Annotated in this window: 18 protein-coding genes; 10 read left to right on the top strand and 8 right to left on the bottom strand. The window is 74.8% G+C overall.

All coding sequences use genetic code 11. From position 1 onward, the window contains the following. Positions 1-27 precede the first annotated feature (27 nt). Positions 28-693: a GntR family transcriptional regulator gene (locus tag ACGGZK_RS18365; protein ID WP_395244063.1), complete on the top strand. Its 666-nt coding sequence runs from the start codon at positions 28-30 to the stop codon at positions 691-693. 12 nt (positions 694-705) lie between these two features. Here the strand turns inward: ACGGZK_RS18365 and ACGGZK_RS18360 are convergent, their stop codons facing one another. Both ACGGZK_RS18360 and ACGGZK_RS18355 read right to left on the bottom strand, forming a co-directional pair. Beyond that, complete coding sequence (locus ACGGZK_RS18360; protein ID WP_395244062.1) at positions 706-996, bottom strand: DUF4287 domain-containing protein; 291 nt, start codon at positions 994-996, stop codon at positions 706-708. A 35-nt stretch (positions 997-1,031) separates the two neighbouring features. Then, positions 1,032-1,445: a cupin domain-containing protein gene (locus ACGGZK_RS18355; RefSeq protein WP_395244061.1), complete on the bottom strand. Its 414-nt coding sequence runs from the start codon at positions 1,443-1,445 to the stop codon at positions 1,032-1,034. 46 nt (positions 1,446-1,491) lie between these two features. Here ACGGZK_RS18355 and ACGGZK_RS18350 point away from each other — a divergent pair, with 46 nt between their 5' ends. Beyond that, entirely contained in the window at positions 1,492-2,481 is a 990-nt protein-coding gene (locus ACGGZK_RS18350; RefSeq protein ID WP_395244060.1) for a DUF5937 family protein, read from the top strand. Between the two features lie 102 nt (positions 2,482-2,583). Here the strand turns inward: ACGGZK_RS18350 and ACGGZK_RS18345 are convergent, their stop codons facing one another. Then, complete coding sequence (locus ACGGZK_RS18345) at positions 2,584-2,904, bottom strand: hypothetical protein (protein ID WP_395244059.1); 321 nt, start codon at positions 2,902-2,904, stop codon at positions 2,584-2,586. Between the two features lie 110 nt (positions 2,905-3,014). Between ACGGZK_RS18345 and ACGGZK_RS18340 the strand changes: the two genes are divergently transcribed. Both ACGGZK_RS18340 and ACGGZK_RS18335 read left to right on the top strand, forming a co-directional pair. After that, positions 3,015-3,806 (top strand): siderophore-interacting protein, encoded by a 792-nt coding sequence (locus ACGGZK_RS18340; protein ID WP_395244058.1) that lies wholly within the window; start codon positions 3,015-3,017, stop codon positions 3,804-3,806. 44 nt (positions 3,807-3,850) lie between these two features. Continuing rightward, a complete protein-coding gene (locus ACGGZK_RS18335) occupies positions 3,851-4,384 on the top strand; it encodes a GNAT family N-acetyltransferase (RefSeq protein ID WP_395244057.1) in 534 nt (177 codons plus the stop codon). 45 nt (positions 4,385-4,429) lie between these two features. Here ACGGZK_RS18335 and sigJ read toward each other — a convergent pair whose 3' ends face one another. After that, positions 4,430-5,383 (bottom strand): RNA polymerase sigma factor SigJ, encoded by a 954-nt coding sequence (sigJ, locus tag ACGGZK_RS18330; RefSeq protein WP_395244056.1) that lies wholly within the window; start codon positions 5,381-5,383, stop codon positions 4,430-4,432. Positions 5,384-5,648: 265 nt separating this feature from the next. Between sigJ and ACGGZK_RS18325 the strand changes: the two genes are divergently transcribed. Then, the gene (locus ACGGZK_RS18325) at positions 5,649-6,422 is read left to right on the top strand and encodes an SDR family oxidoreductase (protein ID WP_395244055.1); all 774 of its coding nucleotides are present in this window, start codon (positions 5,649-5,651) and stop codon (positions 6,420-6,422) included. Positions 6,423-6,456: 34 nt separating this feature from the next. On the opposite strand, the gene ACGGZK_RS18320 is transcribed toward ACGGZK_RS18325, so the two are convergent. Then, on the bottom strand, positions 6,457-7,353 hold the full coding sequence (locus ACGGZK_RS18320) for a 3-methyladenine DNA glycosylase (protein WP_395244054.1): 897 nt from the start codon (positions 7,351-7,353) through the stop codon (positions 6,457-6,459). A 64-nt stretch (positions 7,354-7,417) separates the two neighbouring features. On the opposite strand from ACGGZK_RS18320, the gene ACGGZK_RS18315 reads away from it, so the two are divergent. Continuing rightward, positions 7,418-7,846, top strand: coding sequence for a pyridoxamine 5'-phosphate oxidase family protein (locus ACGGZK_RS18315; RefSeq protein ID WP_395244053.1), 429 nt, complete (start codon positions 7,418-7,420; stop codon positions 7,844-7,846). 46 nt (positions 7,847-7,892) lie between these two features. Here the strand turns inward: ACGGZK_RS18315 and ACGGZK_RS18310 are convergent, their stop codons facing one another. After that, positions 7,893-9,008 (bottom strand): alpha/beta hydrolase, encoded by a 1,116-nt coding sequence (locus ACGGZK_RS18310; RefSeq protein WP_395244052.1) that lies wholly within the window; start codon positions 9,006-9,008, stop codon positions 7,893-7,895. Positions 9,009-9,014: 6 nt separating this feature from the next. Between ACGGZK_RS18310 and ACGGZK_RS18305 the strand changes: the two genes are divergently transcribed. The 3 genes from ACGGZK_RS18305 to ACGGZK_RS18295 all read left to right on the top strand — a co-directional run bounded on the left by ACGGZK_RS18305 (position 9,015) and on the right by ACGGZK_RS18295 (position 15,309). Continuing rightward, entirely contained in the window at positions 9,015-9,890 is an 876-nt protein-coding gene (locus ACGGZK_RS18305; RefSeq protein ID WP_395244051.1) for an LLM class flavin-dependent oxidoreductase, read from the top strand. A 69-nt stretch (positions 9,891-9,959) separates the two neighbouring features. Then, positions 9,960-11,486, top strand: coding sequence for an ATP-dependent DNA ligase (locus ACGGZK_RS18300; RefSeq protein WP_395244050.1), 1,527 nt, complete (start codon positions 9,960-9,962; stop codon positions 11,484-11,486). Positions 11,487-11,679: 193 nt separating this feature from the next. Next, entirely contained in the window at positions 11,680-15,309 is a 3,630-nt protein-coding gene (locus tag ACGGZK_RS18295) for an RICIN domain-containing protein (protein WP_395244049.1), read from the top strand. Positions 15,310-15,465: 156 nt separating this feature from the next. Here ACGGZK_RS18295 and ACGGZK_RS18290 read toward each other — a convergent pair whose 3' ends face one another. Beyond that, the gene (locus tag ACGGZK_RS18290; RefSeq protein WP_395244048.1) at positions 15,466-16,353 is read right to left on the bottom strand and encodes a LysR family transcriptional regulator; all 888 of its coding nucleotides are present in this window, start codon (positions 16,351-16,353) and stop codon (positions 15,466-15,468) included. Positions 16,354-16,431: 78 nt separating this feature from the next. Here ACGGZK_RS18290 and ACGGZK_RS18285 point away from each other — a divergent pair, with 78 nt between their 5' ends. Further along, positions 16,432-17,694 carry an MFS transporter gene (locus ACGGZK_RS18285; protein WP_395244047.1) on the top strand — a complete coding sequence of 421 codons (1,263 nt, stop codon included), beginning with the start codon at positions 16,432-16,434 and terminating at the stop codon, positions 17,692-17,694. Here ACGGZK_RS18285 and ACGGZK_RS18280 read toward each other — a convergent pair. After that, on the bottom strand, positions 17,666-18,097 hold the full coding sequence (locus tag ACGGZK_RS18280) for a GNAT family N-acetyltransferase (RefSeq protein WP_395244046.1): 432 nt from the start codon (positions 18,095-18,097) through the stop codon (positions 17,666-17,668). The two genes, ACGGZK_RS18285 and ACGGZK_RS18280, sit on opposite strands and share 29 nt — an antisense overlap. Between the last annotated feature and the right edge of the window lie 76 nt (positions 18,098-18,173).

The following is an 18,173-nucleotide window of genomic DNA, read 5'->3' as shown; positions in this document are numbered from 1 at the left end:
GCGCGTCGCGCGGGAACGGAGGACGAGATGGCCCAGGCCGTGCCGGTGAACGACGAGTCGCTGTCGGCGCAGACCTACCACGCCCTCCGCACCGGCATCATCGTCGGTCGCTACGAACCGGGCTCCGCGCTGAAGGAGCACCGGCTCGCCGAGGAGCTCGAGGTCTCGCGCATCCCGATCCGCTCGGCGATCATGCAGCTCGACCACGACGGCTTCCTCGTCACCGCGCCGCGCCGCAGCGCCCGCGTGGCGGCCTGGACCGAGCGCTCGATCAACGAGCTGTTCGACGTGCGGCTCAGCCTCGAGGGCCTCGCCGCCCGGCTCGCCGCGCAGAACGCCGCCGACGGGGCGTCGGCCGACGTGCTCGCCGAGGCGCTCGCCGAGGCGCATCGCGCCGTCGACGGCGGCGACCGGCTCGCGATCGCCGAGGCGCACGCGCGGTTCCACCAGACGATCGTCGAACTCGCCGACAGCGGCCTGCTGAGCACCCTGATGCGGGCGGTCGGCGGCCGGATGACGTGGATGTTCTACCTGACCGGCACCGACCGCGACCCGGGCGTGCAGTCGCACGAGCACGACGAACTGCTCGACGCGATCGCCGCGGGCAACGCCCGGCTCGCCGAGAGCCTGGCGTTCTCGCACATCGAGAAGGGTCGCGCCCCGTCGCTCGGGATCATCCTCGGCGACGGGTAGGCGCGGGGCGGGTCATCCGTTCGGGTTCGTCGCCGCGCCGTCGAGCCAGAGCGTGTCGCTCGGGTCGCTGTGCGCGGTGCCGCTGTCGACGTGCTTCGCGCTGATCTGCGGGCCCTTGGTGATGACGTGCACGAGGGCCATCGCGTGCCCGCGGCCGAGGCCGTAGTCGGCGGCGAGCCACTCGACGATCGGCGTCGCCTTGGTGCCGGGGCCGAAGCCGCGCTCGGTCGCGAGGTCGACGAACTGGCGGGGCGTGAGGCCGGTCTTCTGCTCGATGTTGTCGAGGTAGGACTGGAACGACATGGATGCTCCTTCGGGGTGGTGGGGTCGGCGGGATGCTACTCGTCGGCCCACGTCTGCACGATCACCGGCGACGCGTGGATGCACAGCACCTTGAGCCGCCCCTCGCCGAGGTTGCGGAACCCGTGCCAGACGCCGGCGGGCACGGTCGCGGTGTCGCCCTCGCGGGCGGTGATCGTGCGGTCGCCCATCGTGATGGTCGCGACGCCCTCGATCACGACCCAGGTCTCGGGGTAGGGGTGCCAATGCAGGCCCGGGCCCTCGCCGGTCTCGTAGTCGACGGAGAAGTACGAGATGCCCGAGCCGTGCTCGATGCCGACGAACCGGCGGGTTCGCCCGGCGCCGAGGCGCAGCGACTCGCCGGTCACGACCTCGACGTCCGGTGCCGAGAGGGTCGGGGACAGGGTGATCTCGGCCCCCGTGGAGGCCGTCGGTGCAGTGGTGGTGGTCATGGAGGACAGGCTCCCGCGCGGGGCATCCGGCCGTTAGTGTTTCGATGTGGATCGAAACGTCGTCGACTTCCGGCTCGCGCCCGACGACCTCTCGGCGATCCGCTTCGGCGTCTCGCCCGGGCACGAGCTGTGCCACGCGGTGCGCGTGCTGCAGCGCCCGGCGGAGCATCCGCTGCAGTGGGGGTGGCTGCGCACCGTGCGCGACCGCGTGCCCCGCGAGCCGTTCGACCTGCTCGCGCTGCTCATCGGCGTCGACGGCTACTTCCCCGACTTCCTCACCGCGACCCCCGGCTGGGACCTGACGCCCGCCGACGAGGGCGCGCGACTCCGCGAGGTGCCGCTCGGGCCCCTGGGCGTCGACCTCGGCAAGATGGTCGACCGGTCGGAGGGCGCGCGCCGCGCCGCGCTCCTCCGCATGCGGGAGCAGCCCGCGCGCACGCGCGCGCTCGTCGCCGACGCGTGGACCGACGTGTGGGACGCGCTCCTCGCGCCCGTCTGGCCGCAGCTCGAACGGCTGCTGCGGGCCGACATCGCCGTGCGCGCCCGGCGGGTCACCAGCGAGGGCCTCGCCGGCATGGCGCGCGGCCTGCACCCGGCCGTCACCTGGCACGGCGACGGCGTGCGGGTGCTGCTGCGCAAGCACGGCGAGGTGCTCGACTGCCGGGGGAGCGGCCTCGTGCTCGTGCCGTCGGTCATGAACGGGCACGGATGCTCCGTGCTCACCGAACCGCCCGCCCAGCCGACGCTGTTCTACCCGGCGCTCGGGGTGACCGCGGCCTGGGCGCGCGACCCCGGCTCGTCCGCCGACGCGCTCGGCGCCCTCGTCGGCCCGGCCCGCGCGGGCATCCTGCTCGCCGCCCACCACCCGCGGACGACGTCGCAGGTCGCGGCCGACCACGCGCTCGCCGCGTCGACCGCGTCGCACCACCTCCGCGTGCTGCGGGAGGCCGGGCTCGTCGCGAGCACGCGCGACGGCGCCCGCGTGCTGCACGTGCGCACGCCCCTCGGCGAAGCGGTGGTCGGCGGGTCGCTGTAGCGGCGCAGCGCTGCGCCGCGCGATCCAGCGCGGGTCAGGCGGCGACCCGCGCGACGAGCGCGTCGCGACTCCACGCCATGACCCGCTCGTGGTCGGCGGCGCTCACGGGGCGTGCTCGCCGACGAACCCGTGGGCCTCGACGGCGAGCGCGGCCCACCGCTCGACCCCGTCGTCGTACGGCACGGCGGCCCACTCGCGCATCGGGCGCCCGCGCATCACCATGTGGTCGAGCCCGAGCGCGTCCACCCGCTCCTCGGGGAGCTTCACCACGAGGCGCCCCTCGCGGTCGACGAACGCGAAGAGCTTGCCGCGCACCGTGTAGCCCTCCGAGCCGAACATCGTCCCGACGGCGACGTCGGGGGCCTGCTGGAGGTCGGCGGTCGCCTCGTCGAGTCGGGCGCGGCCTCGCGTGCGTGCGTCCATGGGTCGACGCTAGCCCCGGCCCGCGCTCGACCGCGAGCCCCGGCCCGCGCTCGACCGCGAGCCCCGCGATCGGTAAGGTAAGCCTCACCTGACTTCTCCGGAGGAGCCCCGTGGTCGCGAGCAACATCACCGTCACCCCCGCCGACACCGGCCTCGTCACCGCCGAGGTCGTGCGCGCCGAGCGCATCTCGCCGCACTTCGTGCGCCTGACCCTCGGCGGCGAGGAGTTCGCCGGCTGGCGCCACGTCGGGTTCGACCAGTGGTTCCGGCTCGCCGTGCCGACGAACGACCACAACCGGTTCGACACCCTCCCCGACTCGTTCGACACCGCCGCGTACCTGCGGTACCTCATGCTGCCGAAGGCGACCCGGCCGGTGATCCGCAACTACACGGTCCGCGAGTTCCGGCCCGAGGTGCGCGAGCTCGACATCGACTTCGTCGTCCACGGCGACGCCGGCGTCGCGGGCCCGTGGGCCGAGAGCCTGCCGGTCGGCGCGCCCGTCGCCCTCATCGACCAGGGCTGCGGCTACCGGCCCGTCGCCACCGCCGAGCGGGTGCTCCTCGTCGGCGACGAGAGCGCGCTGCCGGCCGTCGTCGGCATCCTCCGCGACCTGCCCCGGGAGGCCCGCGGCCACGCCGTCATCGAGGTGCCCGACCTCGACGACCGCCAGCCGGTCGACGCGCCCGCCGGCGTCGAGGTGCACTGGATCGCGCGCGGGCACGGCGCCCACGCGGGTGCGGCCGCGCTCGAGCGGGTCCGCGAGCTGGGGGCGGATGCCTCGACCGACGCCTTCGCCGCCGGCGAGTCGAAGCTCGCCACGGGCGTGCGCCGCCACCTCGTGAACGAGCGCGGCGTGCCCAAGGCCAACGTCGACTTCTGCGGGTACTGGCGCCACCGCTGAGCACGGCCCGACGCCGACCCGGCAGCCTGTGCGAGGGTGGACGGGTGCCCGCCACCACCCGACTCATCCGTCTCGAGGACGCCGCGCGGCTCGCCGAGCTGCAGCGCGCCGGCCGCGAGTTCCTGGCGCCGTGGGAGCCCGCCCGCACCGAGCACGACTTCACCGAGGACGGCCAGCGCCGCTTCGTCGCCGATGCGCTCGCCCAGCACCGGCGGGGCGACGCGCTGCCCCACGTCGTGCTCGACGACGACGGCGAGGTCGTCGGGCGCATGACCCTGAGCGGCATCGTGCTGGGCGTGTGGTGCTCGGCCAACCTCGGCTACTGGATCGCGGAGCACGCCAACGGCCGCGGCTACGCGACCGACGGGGTGCGCGCCATGGCCGCGATCGGGTTCGGCGAGCTCGGGCTGCACCGCATCCAGGCCGTCACCCTGCGGCACAACGCCCGCTCCCAGCGAGTGCTCGAGAAGGCCGGGTTCGAGCACATCGGGATGGCGCCGAAGTACCTCCGCATCGCCGGCCGCTGGCAGGACCACGAGATGTTCCAGCTGCTCGCGCACGACCGCGACGTCGAGTGACGCGGGGCGGGGCATCCGCCCGGGCCGGCCGCTCGACCCGCGACGTCAGGCGCCCGCGCCGCCGCTCGCGTTCCAGAGCCGCAGCTTCTCCGGGTTCCGCATGCTCCAGATGCGCGTGATGCGCCCGCCCTCGACCTCGAAGACCATCACGGTGTCGATGACGCCGTCGACGCCCGCCGCGAGCGTGAGGCCGTCGGGCGTCTCGCGCAGGTCGACGTGCAGGTCGGGCCGCTTCGCGACCGTGCCGGCGAGGAACCGCAGCACGTCGTCGGCGCCCACGAGCGGACGGCGCACGGCCGACGCCAGCCCGCCGCCGTCGCCGTGCAGCTGCACCGCGGGGTCGAGCAGCCCGACCAGCGTCTCGAGGTCGCCGCCCGCCGACGCCGCCATGAACGCCCGCACCACCTCGGCATGCCTGGCGCCCGTGTCGAGGTGCCGGCGCCGGTCGCGCACGTGCCGGCGCGCCGACGACGCGAGCTGCCGGCACGCCTCGGGCGACCGCCCGACCGCGTCGGCCACCTCGGCGAACGGCACCGCGAACACGTCGTGCAGCACGAACGCGACCCGCTCGGCGGGGGTCAGCGACTCCAGCAGGATCAGCAGGGCCGTGCTCACCGACTCGTCGAGCGTGACCCGGTCGAGCGGGTCGGGTGGGGCGGAGCCCAGCAGGCTCGCCGTCGCGCCGAACCGGCCGGCCGCGCCCGACGGCAGCGGCTCGGGCAGCCACTCGCCGACGTACCGCTCGCGCCGGGCGCGCGCCGACCCGAGCAGGTCGAGGCAGATGCGGCTCGCCGCCGTCGTCAGCCACGCCGCCACGTTCTCGACGGCGTCCTGGTCGGCCCGGGGCATCCGGTACCAGCGCACGTACGTCTCCTGCACGGCGTCCTCGGCGTCGGCGACGGTGCCGAGCATGCGGAACGCGAGGCTCAGGAGCCGCGAGCGCTCGGCCTCGAGGGCGGCGGGATCGAAGCGCGCGTCGGCCGGGTCGGCAGGGCTCATGGCCCCAGCCTCCCACCGCCGGCCGCCTTCTAGGACCCGCCCCGGGCGACCCCGCGCGTGGCTCCCTCACCCGATGAGGAGAAATCCGCCGCCGTGCGGCGTGTCGGGCCGCGACGCGCCGGGAGCCGCCGGATTCCTCCTCATCCGGCGGAGCTCATCCGGCGGAACCGGCGACGGAGATCCCGCGCCCACGTCACATTCCGGCGGGCTGCTCCGTCAGAGCAGGTGAGGGCGAGCGGATGCCTCGCCGAGAAGGGACCCCCACATGAAGATCGCCGTCGCCGGAGGCACCGGACTCCTCGGCCGCCACGTCGTCGAGGTCGCCCGCGCCCGCGGGCACGAGGTTGTCGTCATCGCCAGGTCGGCCGGCGTGAACGTGGCCACCGGCGCCGGACTCGAGCCCGCGCTCGCCGGGGTCGACGCCGTGATCGACGTCAGCAACCTGAACTCCACGAAGGCCGCCGCGGCCGAGGCGTTCTTCACCGCGTCGACCCGGCACCTCCTCGCCGCGGAGCGGGCGAACGGCGTCGGCCACCACGTGGCGCTGTCGATCGTCGGCGTCGACCGGGCGCCCTACGGGTACTACGCCGGCAAGGTCGCGCAGGAACGCGAGGTCGCGGCGGGCGACGTGCCCTGGACGATCCTGCGGGCCATGCAGTTCCACGAGTTCGCGGGGCAGATGCTCGACGGCCTGACGGTCGCCGGGGTCCACCTCGCGCCGAAGCTGCCGACGCAGCCCGTCGCGGCACACGAGGTCGCCGAACGCCTGCTCGAGCTCGCCGAGCAGGGCCCCTCGGGTCGTGTGGCCGACCTCGCCGGGCCGAAGGAGGAGCAGCTCGACCGCATGGTCCGCACGCTCGCGAAGGCCCGCGGCCTGCGCGGTCCGGTGATCGCGGTCAGCCTCGCCGGCAAGCAGTTCGGCGCGATGCGCCGCGGCGAGACGCTGCCCGGGCCGGACGCGGACACCGGGCGGCAGACGTTCGACGAGTGGGTCGCCGCGGAGACCGCGGGGGCCGCCGCCGGGCCGCGCACGCGCTGAGCCGGTCGGCAGGTTCGGATGCCGCGTCGCGCCCTCAGCCGAACGCCGCTGCGAGCACCCGCTCGCGGAGCGCGTTGCCCCGCTCGGCGAAGCCGCGCTGGCGGCGGACGTACTCGGCCTTGCCCTCGGCGGTCTCGATGCGCACCGGCTCGCCGCCCCAGGGCGCCATGTCGTACGGCGAGGCCTGCATGTCGAGGTAGCGGATGTCCCGCGCGAGCTCGAACGCGTCGAGCAGCAGCTCGCCCGGCACGAGCGGGCCGAGCTTCATCGCCCACTTGTAGACGTCCATGCCGGCGTGCAGGCAGCCGGGCTGCTCGAGGTCGGGCTGGGTCTCGCGGGTCGGCGCGAACCGGTTGCGCGGCACGGCGTCGTCGGTGAAGAACCGGTACGCGTCGATGTGCGTGCAGCGCAGCTCGTGCTGCTCGACCACGTCGTCGGTGGCCGCCTGCCCGAGCCGGAGCGGCACGGGGTGGCGATGCTCGGCCTGGCGGTACACCATGGCCCACTCGTGCAGCCCGAAGCATCCGAACGCCCCCGGCCGCGACGCCGTGAGCCGCAGGATCCGCTCGATCGAGCGCAGCAGCGGCGCCTTCTCGCGGCGCATCCCGTCGGCGTCGACGACGAGCGAGCCCGGGGTCGAGCCCGGCGCGTACCAGCGCCAGGCGGCGCGCGGATCGCCCCCGGCGCCCGCGAGCGCGACGCCCGGGCCGGGATGCCACCGCCGCAGCAGGCTCGGCGAGTAGGAGTAGTAGGTGAAGAGGAAGTCCTCGATCGGATGCTTCTCCCCGCGCGCCGTCCGCTCGCGATGCCCGGCGGTGAGGGCGTCGGCGCGGGCCTCGTGCGCCGCCTCGCGGGCGCGCCAGCCATCGGCGTCGAGCACGCCGTGCGGCGGCACGGGGGCGAGGTCGACGGATGGCGCGGCGGAGGTCACCCCACGATGGTAGGCGCCCCGCCTGACCCTTTCCCCGACGCATGGGCGGGGGCAGACTGTCGGTATGAGTGGCGGATTCGAGTACCAGGACGAACGCGACCCGACCCGGCACCTCTCGCGGGAGGAGTGCTGGGAGCGGCTCTCGACGGCCGTCATCGGCCGGCTCGCGACGACGGCGGGCGGCGAGGTCGACATCTTCCCCGTGAACCACGGCGTCGCCGGGCGGGCGATCTACTTCCGCACCGCGCCGGGCTCGAAGCTGCTCGAGATCCTCGTGCACGCCGCCGTCGCGTTCGAGGTCGACGGCTACGACGACGTCGAGGCGTGGAGCGTGGTCGCCAAGGGCGAGGCGGCCGAGATCACCGGCGAGAGCGACATCGCGGAGGCCGAGTCGTCGGGCGCGCGTCCGTGGGCACCCGAGGAGAAGGACCGCTGGGTGCGCATCCGCCCGTCCGAACTCCACGGGCGCGTGTTCGAGCGACCGCGCGACTGAGGCGGCCCCGCGGCCCGTTCGCCCGCCGGTGCGCCCGCCGACCCGCTCAGTCGAGCAGGGCCCTGCGCAGCGCCGACACCTGCTCCTCGTAGAACGCCCTCGACACCGGTCGCGTGCGGAAGATCGCGTCGAAGCCGTGGAAGGCGCCGTCGACGAGCACCAGTTCGGTCGGCACGCCCGCCGCGTTCAGGCGCTCGGCGTGGCGGACGTCCTCGTCGTGGAACAGGTCGAGCGTGCCCACGCCGATCCAGGCGGGCGGCAGCCCGGCCAGCTCGTCGCGGCGGGCCGGCGCGGCGTAGGGCGAGACATCCGCCCCGCCCGGCTCGCAGCCGAGGTAGCTCGTCCAGCCGTACCGGTTGAGCGCGGGCGACCAGATGCGCACGCCGGTCGTGTCGTGGTCGTCGCGCACGACGGTGCGGTCGTCGAGCATCGGGTACACGAGGAGCTGGAACGCGGGACGCACCTCCCCGCGGTCGTGCGCGAGGAGCACGAGACCCGCCGCGAGGCCGGCGCCGGCGCTCGCGCCGCCGACGGCGATCCGCTCGGCGTCGATGCCGAGGTCGCCGGCGTTGCGGAACAGCCAGGTCAGGGCGGCGTAGGCGTCCTCGAGGGCGGCCGGCGCGACGACGTCGGGGGAGAGTCGGTAGGTCGGCGCGGCGACCGTGATGCCGAGGGCGCGGACGAAGCCGATGCTGGATGCCTCGTCCTGGATGGGGGAGCCCTGCACGAAGCCGCCGCCGTGGATCCAGAGCAGGGCCGGGGCGGGGGCCGGTGCGGTCGCGTCGTCGGCGCTCGTCGTCGCAATCGGGGCCGCGACCGGGCGGTAGAGCCGCACGCGCACGTCGGGCGCGCCCGCGGGGCCGGGCACCGTGACCTCCTCGATGCGCACGTCGTCGGGCGCTGGTGGCGGTTGCATGCGCGCGCCGGCGCGGCGCATGGCACGGATGATCCGGGGGCTCGCCGGCACGTTCGGGATGAAGCGGGCCGCGCGCAGGTCGGGGTGGAAGGTGACCACGGTGTCTCCTCGGGATGCCGGCCGGGGCAGCGCCCGTCCGGAGGCGTCGGATCGGCCGGGGGCGCCGATGCCGTGCAGCGATGCTACCCGGCCGCGGCGGATCGCCCGCGTCCACGGTCGCTCCGCGTCGGCGGTTGCTGCCAGCATGGAGGGATGCCACGCATCGGAGCGATCTTCCAGCCGTCCTTCCCGCCCGAGCGGCTCCGCGCCGCCGTCGAGGCCGCCGAGTCCGCCGGGGTGCCCGAGCTCTGGCTCTGGGAGGACTGCTTCCGCGAGTCGGCGTTCGCGACCGCGGCGGCCGCGCTGGCGTGGACGGAGCACCTCAAGGTCGGCATCGGCATCGCCCCGATGCCGCTGCGCAACGTCGCCCTCACGGCGATGGAGATCGCGACGATCGAGCGGATGTTCCCCGGCCGGCTGCTGCCCGGCGTCGGCCACGGCGTGCTCGACTGGATGGGCCAGGTCGGCGCGCGCGTCGCCTCGCCGCTGACGCTCATGCGCGAGTACGTGCCGGCGCTGCGCGCCCTGCTCGCCGGCGAGGAGGTCACGACGAGCGGCCGGTACGTGAAGCTCGACCGGGTGAAGCTCGACTGGCCGCCGGCGGTCGCGCCGCGCATCCTCGCGGCGGGCGAGGGCCCGAAGACCCTGCACCTCACCGGCGAGGTCGCCGACGGCACGATCATCCCGGGCGGGGCGTCCGCCGAGCGGATCGCCGAGTCGGCCGCCGTCGTGCGCGCGGGCCGTGCGGCCGCCGGGCGCGACGGCGACTCCGAGGTGATCGTCTTCGTGCTCGCCGCCTTCGGTGGCGACGAGGCGCGCGAGCGCGCACTCGCCGACCTTCGGCACTGGGACGCGACGGCCGACCCGGGCCGCATCGCCGCGGGCTCGGTCGACGACGTCGTCGCGACGATCCGGCGGTACGAGGAGGCGGGCGCCGACGCGGTGATCCTGCAGCCGACGGGCGACGAGCCCGACCTCGAGGGGTTCTACGGCAAGGTCGGCGAGGTCGTGCGGGCGGCCGCCGCCTGATCCCCGGCGCGGGCGAGCGACTCGTCACGGGGGGGTGGGGGCGTCGGTGGCCGGTGCCAGACTGGCGACGTGCTGCTCGAAGCGCTCGTCACCACGTCGGAGGCCGTCGCCTCGACCCGCTCGCGCCTCGCGAAGGTCGACGCGCTCGCCGCGCTGCTGCGCCGGCTCGAGCCCGAGGAGATCGCGCCCGCGATCGGGTTCCTCGCGGGCAAGCCCCGGCAGGGGCGCATCGGCGTCGGCTGGCGGGGGCTCGCCGCGGCGATGGGCGACCCCGCCGCCGAGTCGACGCTCACCGTGCTCGACCTCGACGCCGCGTTCGACGCGCTCGGGTCGGTCGCCGCGGGCACCGGCTCCTCGGCCGAGCGGGCGGCGGCGCTCCGGTCGCTGACCGCACGGGCGACCGCCGCCGAGCAGGACCTCATCGGGCGGGTGCTCCTCGGCGAGTTGCGCACGGGCGCCCTCGAGGGCGTGCTGCTCGACGCGATCGCGCGCGCGGCCGACCGGCCGGGCGACGCCGTGCGGCGGGCCGCGATGCTCTCGGGCGACCTCGGCGCGACGGCCCGGCTGGCGCTCACCGGCACCGCCGCCGAGCTCGAGGCGGTCGGCCTCGTCGTCGGCCGGCCCGTGTTGCCGATGCTCGCCGCCTCCGCGCCGACCGTGGCCGAGGCGGTCGCGACGACGGGCGAGGCATCCGTGGAGTTCAAGCTCGACGGCGCGCGCATCCAGGTGCACCGCCTCGGCGACGACGTGCGCGTGTTCACGCGCAACCTCGCCGACATCACGCACCGCCTGCCCGAGGTCGTCGAGGTGGTGCGCGGGCTGCCCGTGCGCGACGTGATCCTCGACGGCGAGACGCTCTCGCTCGACGAGGACGGCGCGCCGCGCCCCTTCCAGGAGACGATGTCGCGGTTCGGGGCGGATGCCGCGCGCGAGTCGCTGCTGCACCCGTGGTTCTTCGACGTGCTGCACGTCGACGGCCGCGACCTGCTCGACGAGCCGCTGTCGGTGCGGCTCGCCGAGCTCGCGCGGATCGCGCCCGCGCACCGGATCCCGGGCGTCGTCACCGCCGATCCCGAGGTCGCCGAGGAGGTCTCGCGCGACGCGCTCGCCGCCGGCCACGAGGGCGTCGTCGTGAAGGCGATCGGTTCGCCGTACGCGGCGGGCCGGCGCGGGTCGAGCTGGATCAAGGTGAAGCCCGTGCACACCTACGACCTCGTCGTGCTCGCCTGCGAGTGGGGGTCGGGCCGGCGCACCGGATGGCTGTCGAACCTGCACCTCGGCGCGCTCGACCCGGAGGGCGAGTTCGGCGAGCCCGGCGGGTTCGTGATGGTCGGCAAGACGTTCAAGGGCCTCACCGACGAGCTGCTCCGCTGGCAGACCGAGCGGTTCCAGGAGATCGAGGTGCGGCGCACGGCGAACACGGTGTGGGTCTCGCCGATCACCGTCGTCGAGATCGCGATCGACGGCGTGCAGCGGTCGAGCCGGTACCCCGGCGGCATCGCCCTGCGCTTCGCCCGCGTGAAGCACTACCGCGACGACAAGCGGCCCGAGGAGGCCGACACCATCCGGTCGCTGCGCGCGCTGCTGCGCGGCTGACACGTCCCGAGATTCGGGGTTCCGCGTGTTGACGTCAACATGTACCCTCGTCCGAGGGGGTGTTGACGTCAACACGACGCGCGATCGCTCCCGTCACCTACCCGGGTGCACCACGTGCACCACCCACTTCCAACGGCGAAAGGGGACGACGTCGATGACGAGGTCTCAAGGCAGGCGATCGACCGGCAGGCGCGTGACCGCGCTCACCACAGGCGCCGCACTCACGGGGGCGCTGCTGGCCGTGCCCCTGGCGGCGGCTCCGGCCTCCGCGGCGGACGGCACCACCATCACCCCGAACCCCGCGTACGCGGGCGAGGCGTTCGAGGGCTGGGGCACCAGCCTGGTTTGGTTCGCCAACGCGACCGGCGGCTACCCCGAGGAGCTCCGCGAGGAGCTCTACCAGGCGGTCTTCGGCGAGGACGGCCTCGACCTGAACATCGCGCGCTACAACATCGGCGGCGGCAACGCGTCGGATGTCACGGACTACCTGCGTCCCGGCGGCGCCGTCGAGGGCTGGTGGACGCCGAACCCGACCGGTGCGGCCGGCACGTACGGCGGGGTCTCGACCAAGTACGCCGACCGCAACGCGCTGCTCTCGACCTGGAATGCCGACGACCCGGCCTCGTACGACTGGGACGCCGACGAGACCCAGCGCTGGTGGGTCGAGCGGCTCGCCGCCGACGACCAGATCACCCACTGGGAGACCTTCGCGAACTCGGCGCCGTACTTCATGACGGAGAGCGGCTACGTCTCGGGCGGGTTCAACGCGTCGTCCGAGCAGCTGAAGCCCGCCGCCCAGGCGCAGTTCGCCACCTACCTGGTGAACGTGACCGAGCACCTCGAGGACGAGTACGGCATCTCCGTCGACACGATCGACCCGTTCAACGAGCCGAACACGAACTACTGGGGCACCACCCTGAGCAACGGCAAGCCGGTCGGCGGCCGCCAGGAGGGCATGCACGTGGGCCCCGCCCGCCAGGTGTCGCTCATCGACGCCGTGCGCGCCGAGCTCGACGACCCGGCGACGACCACCGACGCCGGCCTCGCCGCGATGGACGAGACGAACCCCGGCATCTTCGCCACGAACTGGGCGGCGTACCCGGCCGCGACCCGCGACAAGGTCGACCGCCTGAACGTGCACACCTACGGCACCTCGGGCCGGCTCGTCGTGCGCGACCTCGCGAAGCAGGCCGACACCGACCTGTGGATGAGCGAGATCGAGGGCAACTGGGTCTCGGGCTACAACCCGCTCAGCATCGAGAACGGCCTCGGCATCGCGAGCCGCATCCAGGACGACCTGCGCGAGCTCGAGCCGAAGGCGTGGGTGCTCTGGCAGCCCGTCGAGGACCTCTACAACATGGAGCCGCAGGGCGAGAACCTGAACTGGGGCTCGATCTTCATCGACCTCGACTGCAAGCCGTACCCGGAGTCGGGTGAGACGGTCTGGAAGTCGGCGCGACGCGTCGCGGCGGCCGGCGGCGACTCGACGAAGGTCGCCGAGTGCGGGGTCTCGATCAACTCGAAGTTCAACACCATCCGCAACTTCACGAAGTACATCCACGAGGGCGACCACCTCATCGCGGTCGACGACACGTCGAGCACCGCAGCCCTCCGCGGCGACGGCACCGGCGCGACGATCGTGCACAGCAACACCGCGGCCTCCGAGCGCCAGGTCACGATCGACCTGTCGCACTTCGGCGACATCGCCGAGGGCGCGACGGTCACCCCGGTCACCACGACGCAGGCGAACTCGCTCGCCGACCCGACCTCGAACTCGCTCGTCGAGGGCACGCCCGTCGCGATCGACCGCGATGCGCGCACCGCGACCCTTACCGTGCCGGCCAAGTCGGTCACCACGTTCGTCATCGACGGCGTCTCCGGCGTCGCCGCCGACGCGCCCGCCTTCCGCGACGGCCACCGCTACCAGTTCGTGGGCGCGCAGAGCGGCAAGGCGCTCACCGCGGGCGTCGCGGGCGGTGCCGCGACGAGCATCCGCGACCTCGCGACCTCCGCGACGGCCGCAGCGCCCCAGGCGTGGACCGTGCACGAGGTGGCGGCAGGCGACCGCGAGGCCACCCGGCGCGTCGTGCTCGAGGCATCCGACGGCCGCGTGCTCGGCGCGACCAGCGCCGGGACCGACCTGCGGGGCATCGGCGTGGACGCCGCCGCCGGGAACCCGGCGACGCGCTGGATCGTGAACACCACCGACGGGCGCGGCTACTCGCTCGTGAACGAGCAGCTCGCGCTCTCGCTCGACGTGAACGGCCAGTCCACCGCGAACGGCGCGACCGTCGGCGTGTACGGCTCGAACGGCGGCACGAACCAGACCTGGGATCCGCGCGACCTCGCGCCGCTCGCCGACCAGGCGGTCGCCGCGCGCACGCAGGCGGGCGTCGTGCCCGTGCTGCCCGAGACGATCGTGCCGCGCTACGCGTGGGGCGCCGGCGTGCCGGTCGCGGTCGAGTGGCAGCTGCCCGACGCCGGCGCGTGGGCCGAGACCGGCCGCGTCGAGGTGCCCGGCACCGCGACCGACGTGTTCGGCCAGGCCGTGCCGGTGACCGCGCTCGTCGACGTCGGCGGCCTCACCGCGAGCGACCCGGTGTCGATCACGGTCGCGGCGGGCGCCTCGCTCGCCGGCGTGCAGGCCGCGGCGCCGACGACGGTGCCGGCGCGGGTCGGGGCATCCGAGAACGCCTTCGACGTGCCCGTCGCCTGGGACTGGACGGGCGTGGCGGATGCCTCGTTCGCCGAGCCCGGCGTCGTGACTGTGCCCGGTACCGCGACCGCCGACGGCGCGTCGCTCACCGCGAAGCTGTCGGTGCTCGTGACCACGGGCACGCTGCGCAACTTCAACCCGGACGCGGGCACCACCGCCTCGGCGAGCTCGACCGAGTCGGGCTACCCGGTCGACCGCACCCGCAACGGCGTGCTCGGCGACAAGGGCTGGTCGAACTGGGTGTCGACGAACAAGCCGACGCAGTCGACGCTGACGTACCAGTACGCGGCGGCGCACCAGGTGCAGAAGGTCGCGGTGCAGTTCTACCGCGACGGCACGACGAGCTGGGCGCAGACGATGCAGGTGCAGCTGCGCGGCACGGATGGCTCGTGGACGCCGGCTCCGGGCTGGGAGGCCTTCCAGCCGGTCGCCTCGCCCGCCGACGGCAGCGCGCCGACCGTGGTCGCCGAGTTCGCGCCGGTCACGGCGACGGGCGTGCGGGTGATCATGAACGCCTACGCGAACACGCACCTCATCGTGTCGGAGGTCGAGGTCTCCGAGTCGGTGCCCGCGGCCGCGGCCGTGGCCGACCTCGCCGTGCTGCGCCTCGACGGCGCGACGATCGACGGGTTCGACCCGGCGACGCGCGCCTACGAGGTCGACGTCGAGGGCAGCCGCCTGCCGGTGGTCGACGCGATCGCGGTCGACCGCGCCGCGACCGTGAAGGTCACCCAGCCGACGACCGCGAACGGCGGCATCGCGACGGTGGTCGTCACCTCGGCCGACGGCAGCGTGCGCACCGAGACGACGGTCACGATCCGTCGCCACGCCGTGATCGAGGGGCTCGCGCTCGCCGACCGGCCTCGCGTGGGCACGCCGGCCTCGGCGGTCGGCACGCTCAACCCGGCCGACGGCGAGATCGCCTACCAGTGGTTCCGCAACGGCCAGCCGATCGCGGGTGCCACGAAGGCGACCTACACGCCGGTGACGAACGACGCGGGCAAGCTGCTCAGCGTGCGCGTCACGGTGTCGGAGGACGGCGTCGAGCCGGCCACGGCCGAGACGGCGTCGCAGCGCATCGTCGCGGCGAACTCGGCGAAGCCGTGATCGGGCACGCCTGATCGCATCATCTGGGGGCGGTCGTCGCGGATGCGGCGGCCGCCCCTCGGCGTGCGCCCAACGGCGTGCGCCCAACGGCGTGCGCCCAGCGGCGTGCGCCCCGCGGCACGACGGCCGAGCGGATGCCCCGGGCCTCCCCGCTGCCTACCCCTGCCGCAGCGCCGAGGCGAGTTCGCGCGCGAGCGCGGCGGCCGCCGGCGCCGGTCGCGGGCGGGTGATGAGCCCGAGCGGCCAGGGCGCGTCGACGTCGAGCGGCCGGGCGACGGCGCCCTCGGCGGGCTCGAACATGTCAAGCGGGATGATGCCGACCCCGAAGCCCGCGGCCACGAACGGCGGGATGTCGCGCAGGTCGGCGACCTCGGTGCCCGCGCCGGGCCGGAGGCCGGCGTCGGCGAGCACCCGGTCGACGGCGACGCGGTTGCCGAAGCCGGCGGGGGAGCCCACCATGGGCAGCTCGGCGAGCCGGGCGAGCGGCACGCGGTCGCCCTCGCGACCGGCGAGCGGATGCCCCGCCGGCAGCACGGCCACGAGCGGCGTGGTGCGCAGCAGCGTGTACGCGAGTCCGGCGTGGTCGGCCTCGGGCAGGCCGGTGAAGGCGGCGTCGAGGCGGCCGCGCCGCACCTCCTCGGCGAGGCCGGTGGAGCCCGCGGGCGACGGCACGAGGCGCAGCTCGATGCCGGGGTATCGGTCGCGGAACCGGGCGAGCACGCCCGGCAGGTCGATGTACCCGAGGTTCGTGAACACGCCGAGCCGCACGGTGCCGGTGATGGCCCGCGGCCCCGCCGCGACCGCCGCGCGGACCTCGTCGATCGCCTCGACGGCGGCGCGGGCCCGGGGCAGCAGCGCCTCGCCGGACGCCGTGAGCGCGACCGTGCGCCGGTCGCGGTCGAACAGGCGCGCGCCGAGTTCGGCCTCGAGGGTGCGGATGCCGGCCGACACGCTCGACTGCACGGCGTAGAGCCGCTCGGCGGCGCGCGTGAAGCTCAACTCGTCGGCCACGGCGAGGAAGTACTCGAGCTGGCGGGTCTCCATCCTGTGATCGTAGAACACGATCACAGATATCCGAAGTAGTCGTTGGACGCGATGCATCCGCGCGCGCACCATGGACGCATGACCGCCACCACCTCGCCGACCGCCGTCGTCCCCGTCGTCCCGTCCGGGCGGGGCGCCCCGCGCCCGGCGCGCGCCGCCCGGTTGGGGCACGGTGCCGGCTTCGTCGTCGTCGCGCTCGCGTTCGCGACCGCCATGGCGTTCTCGACGGTGCCGACCCCGCTCTACCTGCTCTACCAGCAGCGCGACGGCCTGCCGACCCTCGCGATCACGCTCGTGTTCGCGGCCTACGCCGTCGGCGTCGCGGCGAGCCTGTACCTCGTCGGGCACGTGAGCGACTGGGTGGGGCGCCGCCGGGTCGTGCTCATCGGCCTCGCCGTCGAGCTCGCCGCCGGCCTGCTCTTCCTCGCCTGGAACGACCTCGCCGGCCTCATCGTCGCCCGCTTCGCGTCGGGCATCGGCATCGGCCTCATCACCGCGACCGCGACCGCGCACCTCGCTGAGCTCCGCTCGGTCGCGCCTGGCCGCGCCGACCCGGGTGCGATCGCCGGCCTCGCGAACATCGGCGGCCTCGCGCTCGGGCCGCTCATCGGCGGCCTCCTCGCGCAGTTCGTGCCCGCCCCGCTCGAGGTGCCGTACCTCGCGTTCGTCGTACTGCTGGCGGTCGCCGCGCTGGCCGTCTCGATCGTGCCCGAGACCGTCGAGCCGGCCGCCGAGCGCCCCGCCTACCGTCCGCAGCGCGTCGCCGTGCCGCGCGCCGGCCGGGCGACCTTCGCCGCCGCGGCGGCCGCCGCCTTCGCCGGGTTCGCGGTCTTCGGGCTGTTCACCTCGCTCACCCCGAGCGTGCTCGCGGGCGTGCTGCACGAGTCGTCGCGGATCGTCGCCGGGCTCGTCTCGGCCGCGGTGTTCGCGTCGGCGGCGATCGCGCAGCTCGCGGCCGGCCGGGTGCGGCTCCGCACGCAGCTCGTGGTCGCACTCACCCTCACCCTCACCGGGCTGGGCGTGCTCGCCTGGGCGGTGCTCGCCGGCAGCCTCGCGATGTTCGTGAACGCCGCGGTCGTGGCGGGCGCGGGCGTCGGGCTGCTGTTCCGCGGCGCGCTCGGCGTGGCCGGGTCGCTCGCTCGACCGGAGTCGCGCGGCGAGGTGCTCGCCGGCGTGTTCCTCGTCGCCTACCTCGGGCTCGCGCTGCCGGTGCTCGCGATCGGGCTCGCGCTCGCCGCACTGCCGCTCGGCGCGACCGTGGTCGGCTTCGCGCTCGTCGTCGCCGTGCTGGTGGCGATCGCGGCGCCGGTGCTCATCCGGCGGGCGGCGCGGCCAGCCTGATCATCCACAGTTCGGGGTCGGGGATCGGCTCGAAGCCGAACTTCGCGTAGAGCCCGTGGGCGTCGCCCGTCTTCAGGGTGATGCGAGGCAGGCCAAGCGGTTCGAGGTCGGCGACGACCGCCTCGATGAGTCCCACGCCGACGCCGCGCCCACGCACGCTCGGGTCGACGTACACGTCGCACAGCCACCCGAACGTCGCCCCATCGGTGATCACCCGGGCGTACGCCACCTGCGCGCCGGTCGCTTCATCGAACGCCGCGTAGTTGCGCGACGCGTCGACCGCCGCCTCCTGCGTCGCCCGCGGTCGGCCGATCGCCCAGTACGCGTCGGTGCTGAGCCACCGGTGGACCCGGTCGCGGTCGAGTTCGGCGGGATCGGTCGAGAAGCGGATGCCACGGGTCATCCGTTCATCCTCGCAGGCGGAGCGGGCCCGCGAGCCGGCCGCGGCCGCCCGGCCGGCCGGGCAGCCGGGCAGCCGG

It is taken from the genome of Agromyces sp. MMS24-K17 (assembly GCF_043950245.1).
Taxonomy (GTDB): Bacteria; Actinomycetota; Actinomycetes; order Actinomycetales; family Microbacteriaceae; genus Agromyces.
The sequence above is the reverse complement of the archived record's forward strand: the minus strand, read 5'-3'. Positions and strand labels throughout refer to the sequence as shown.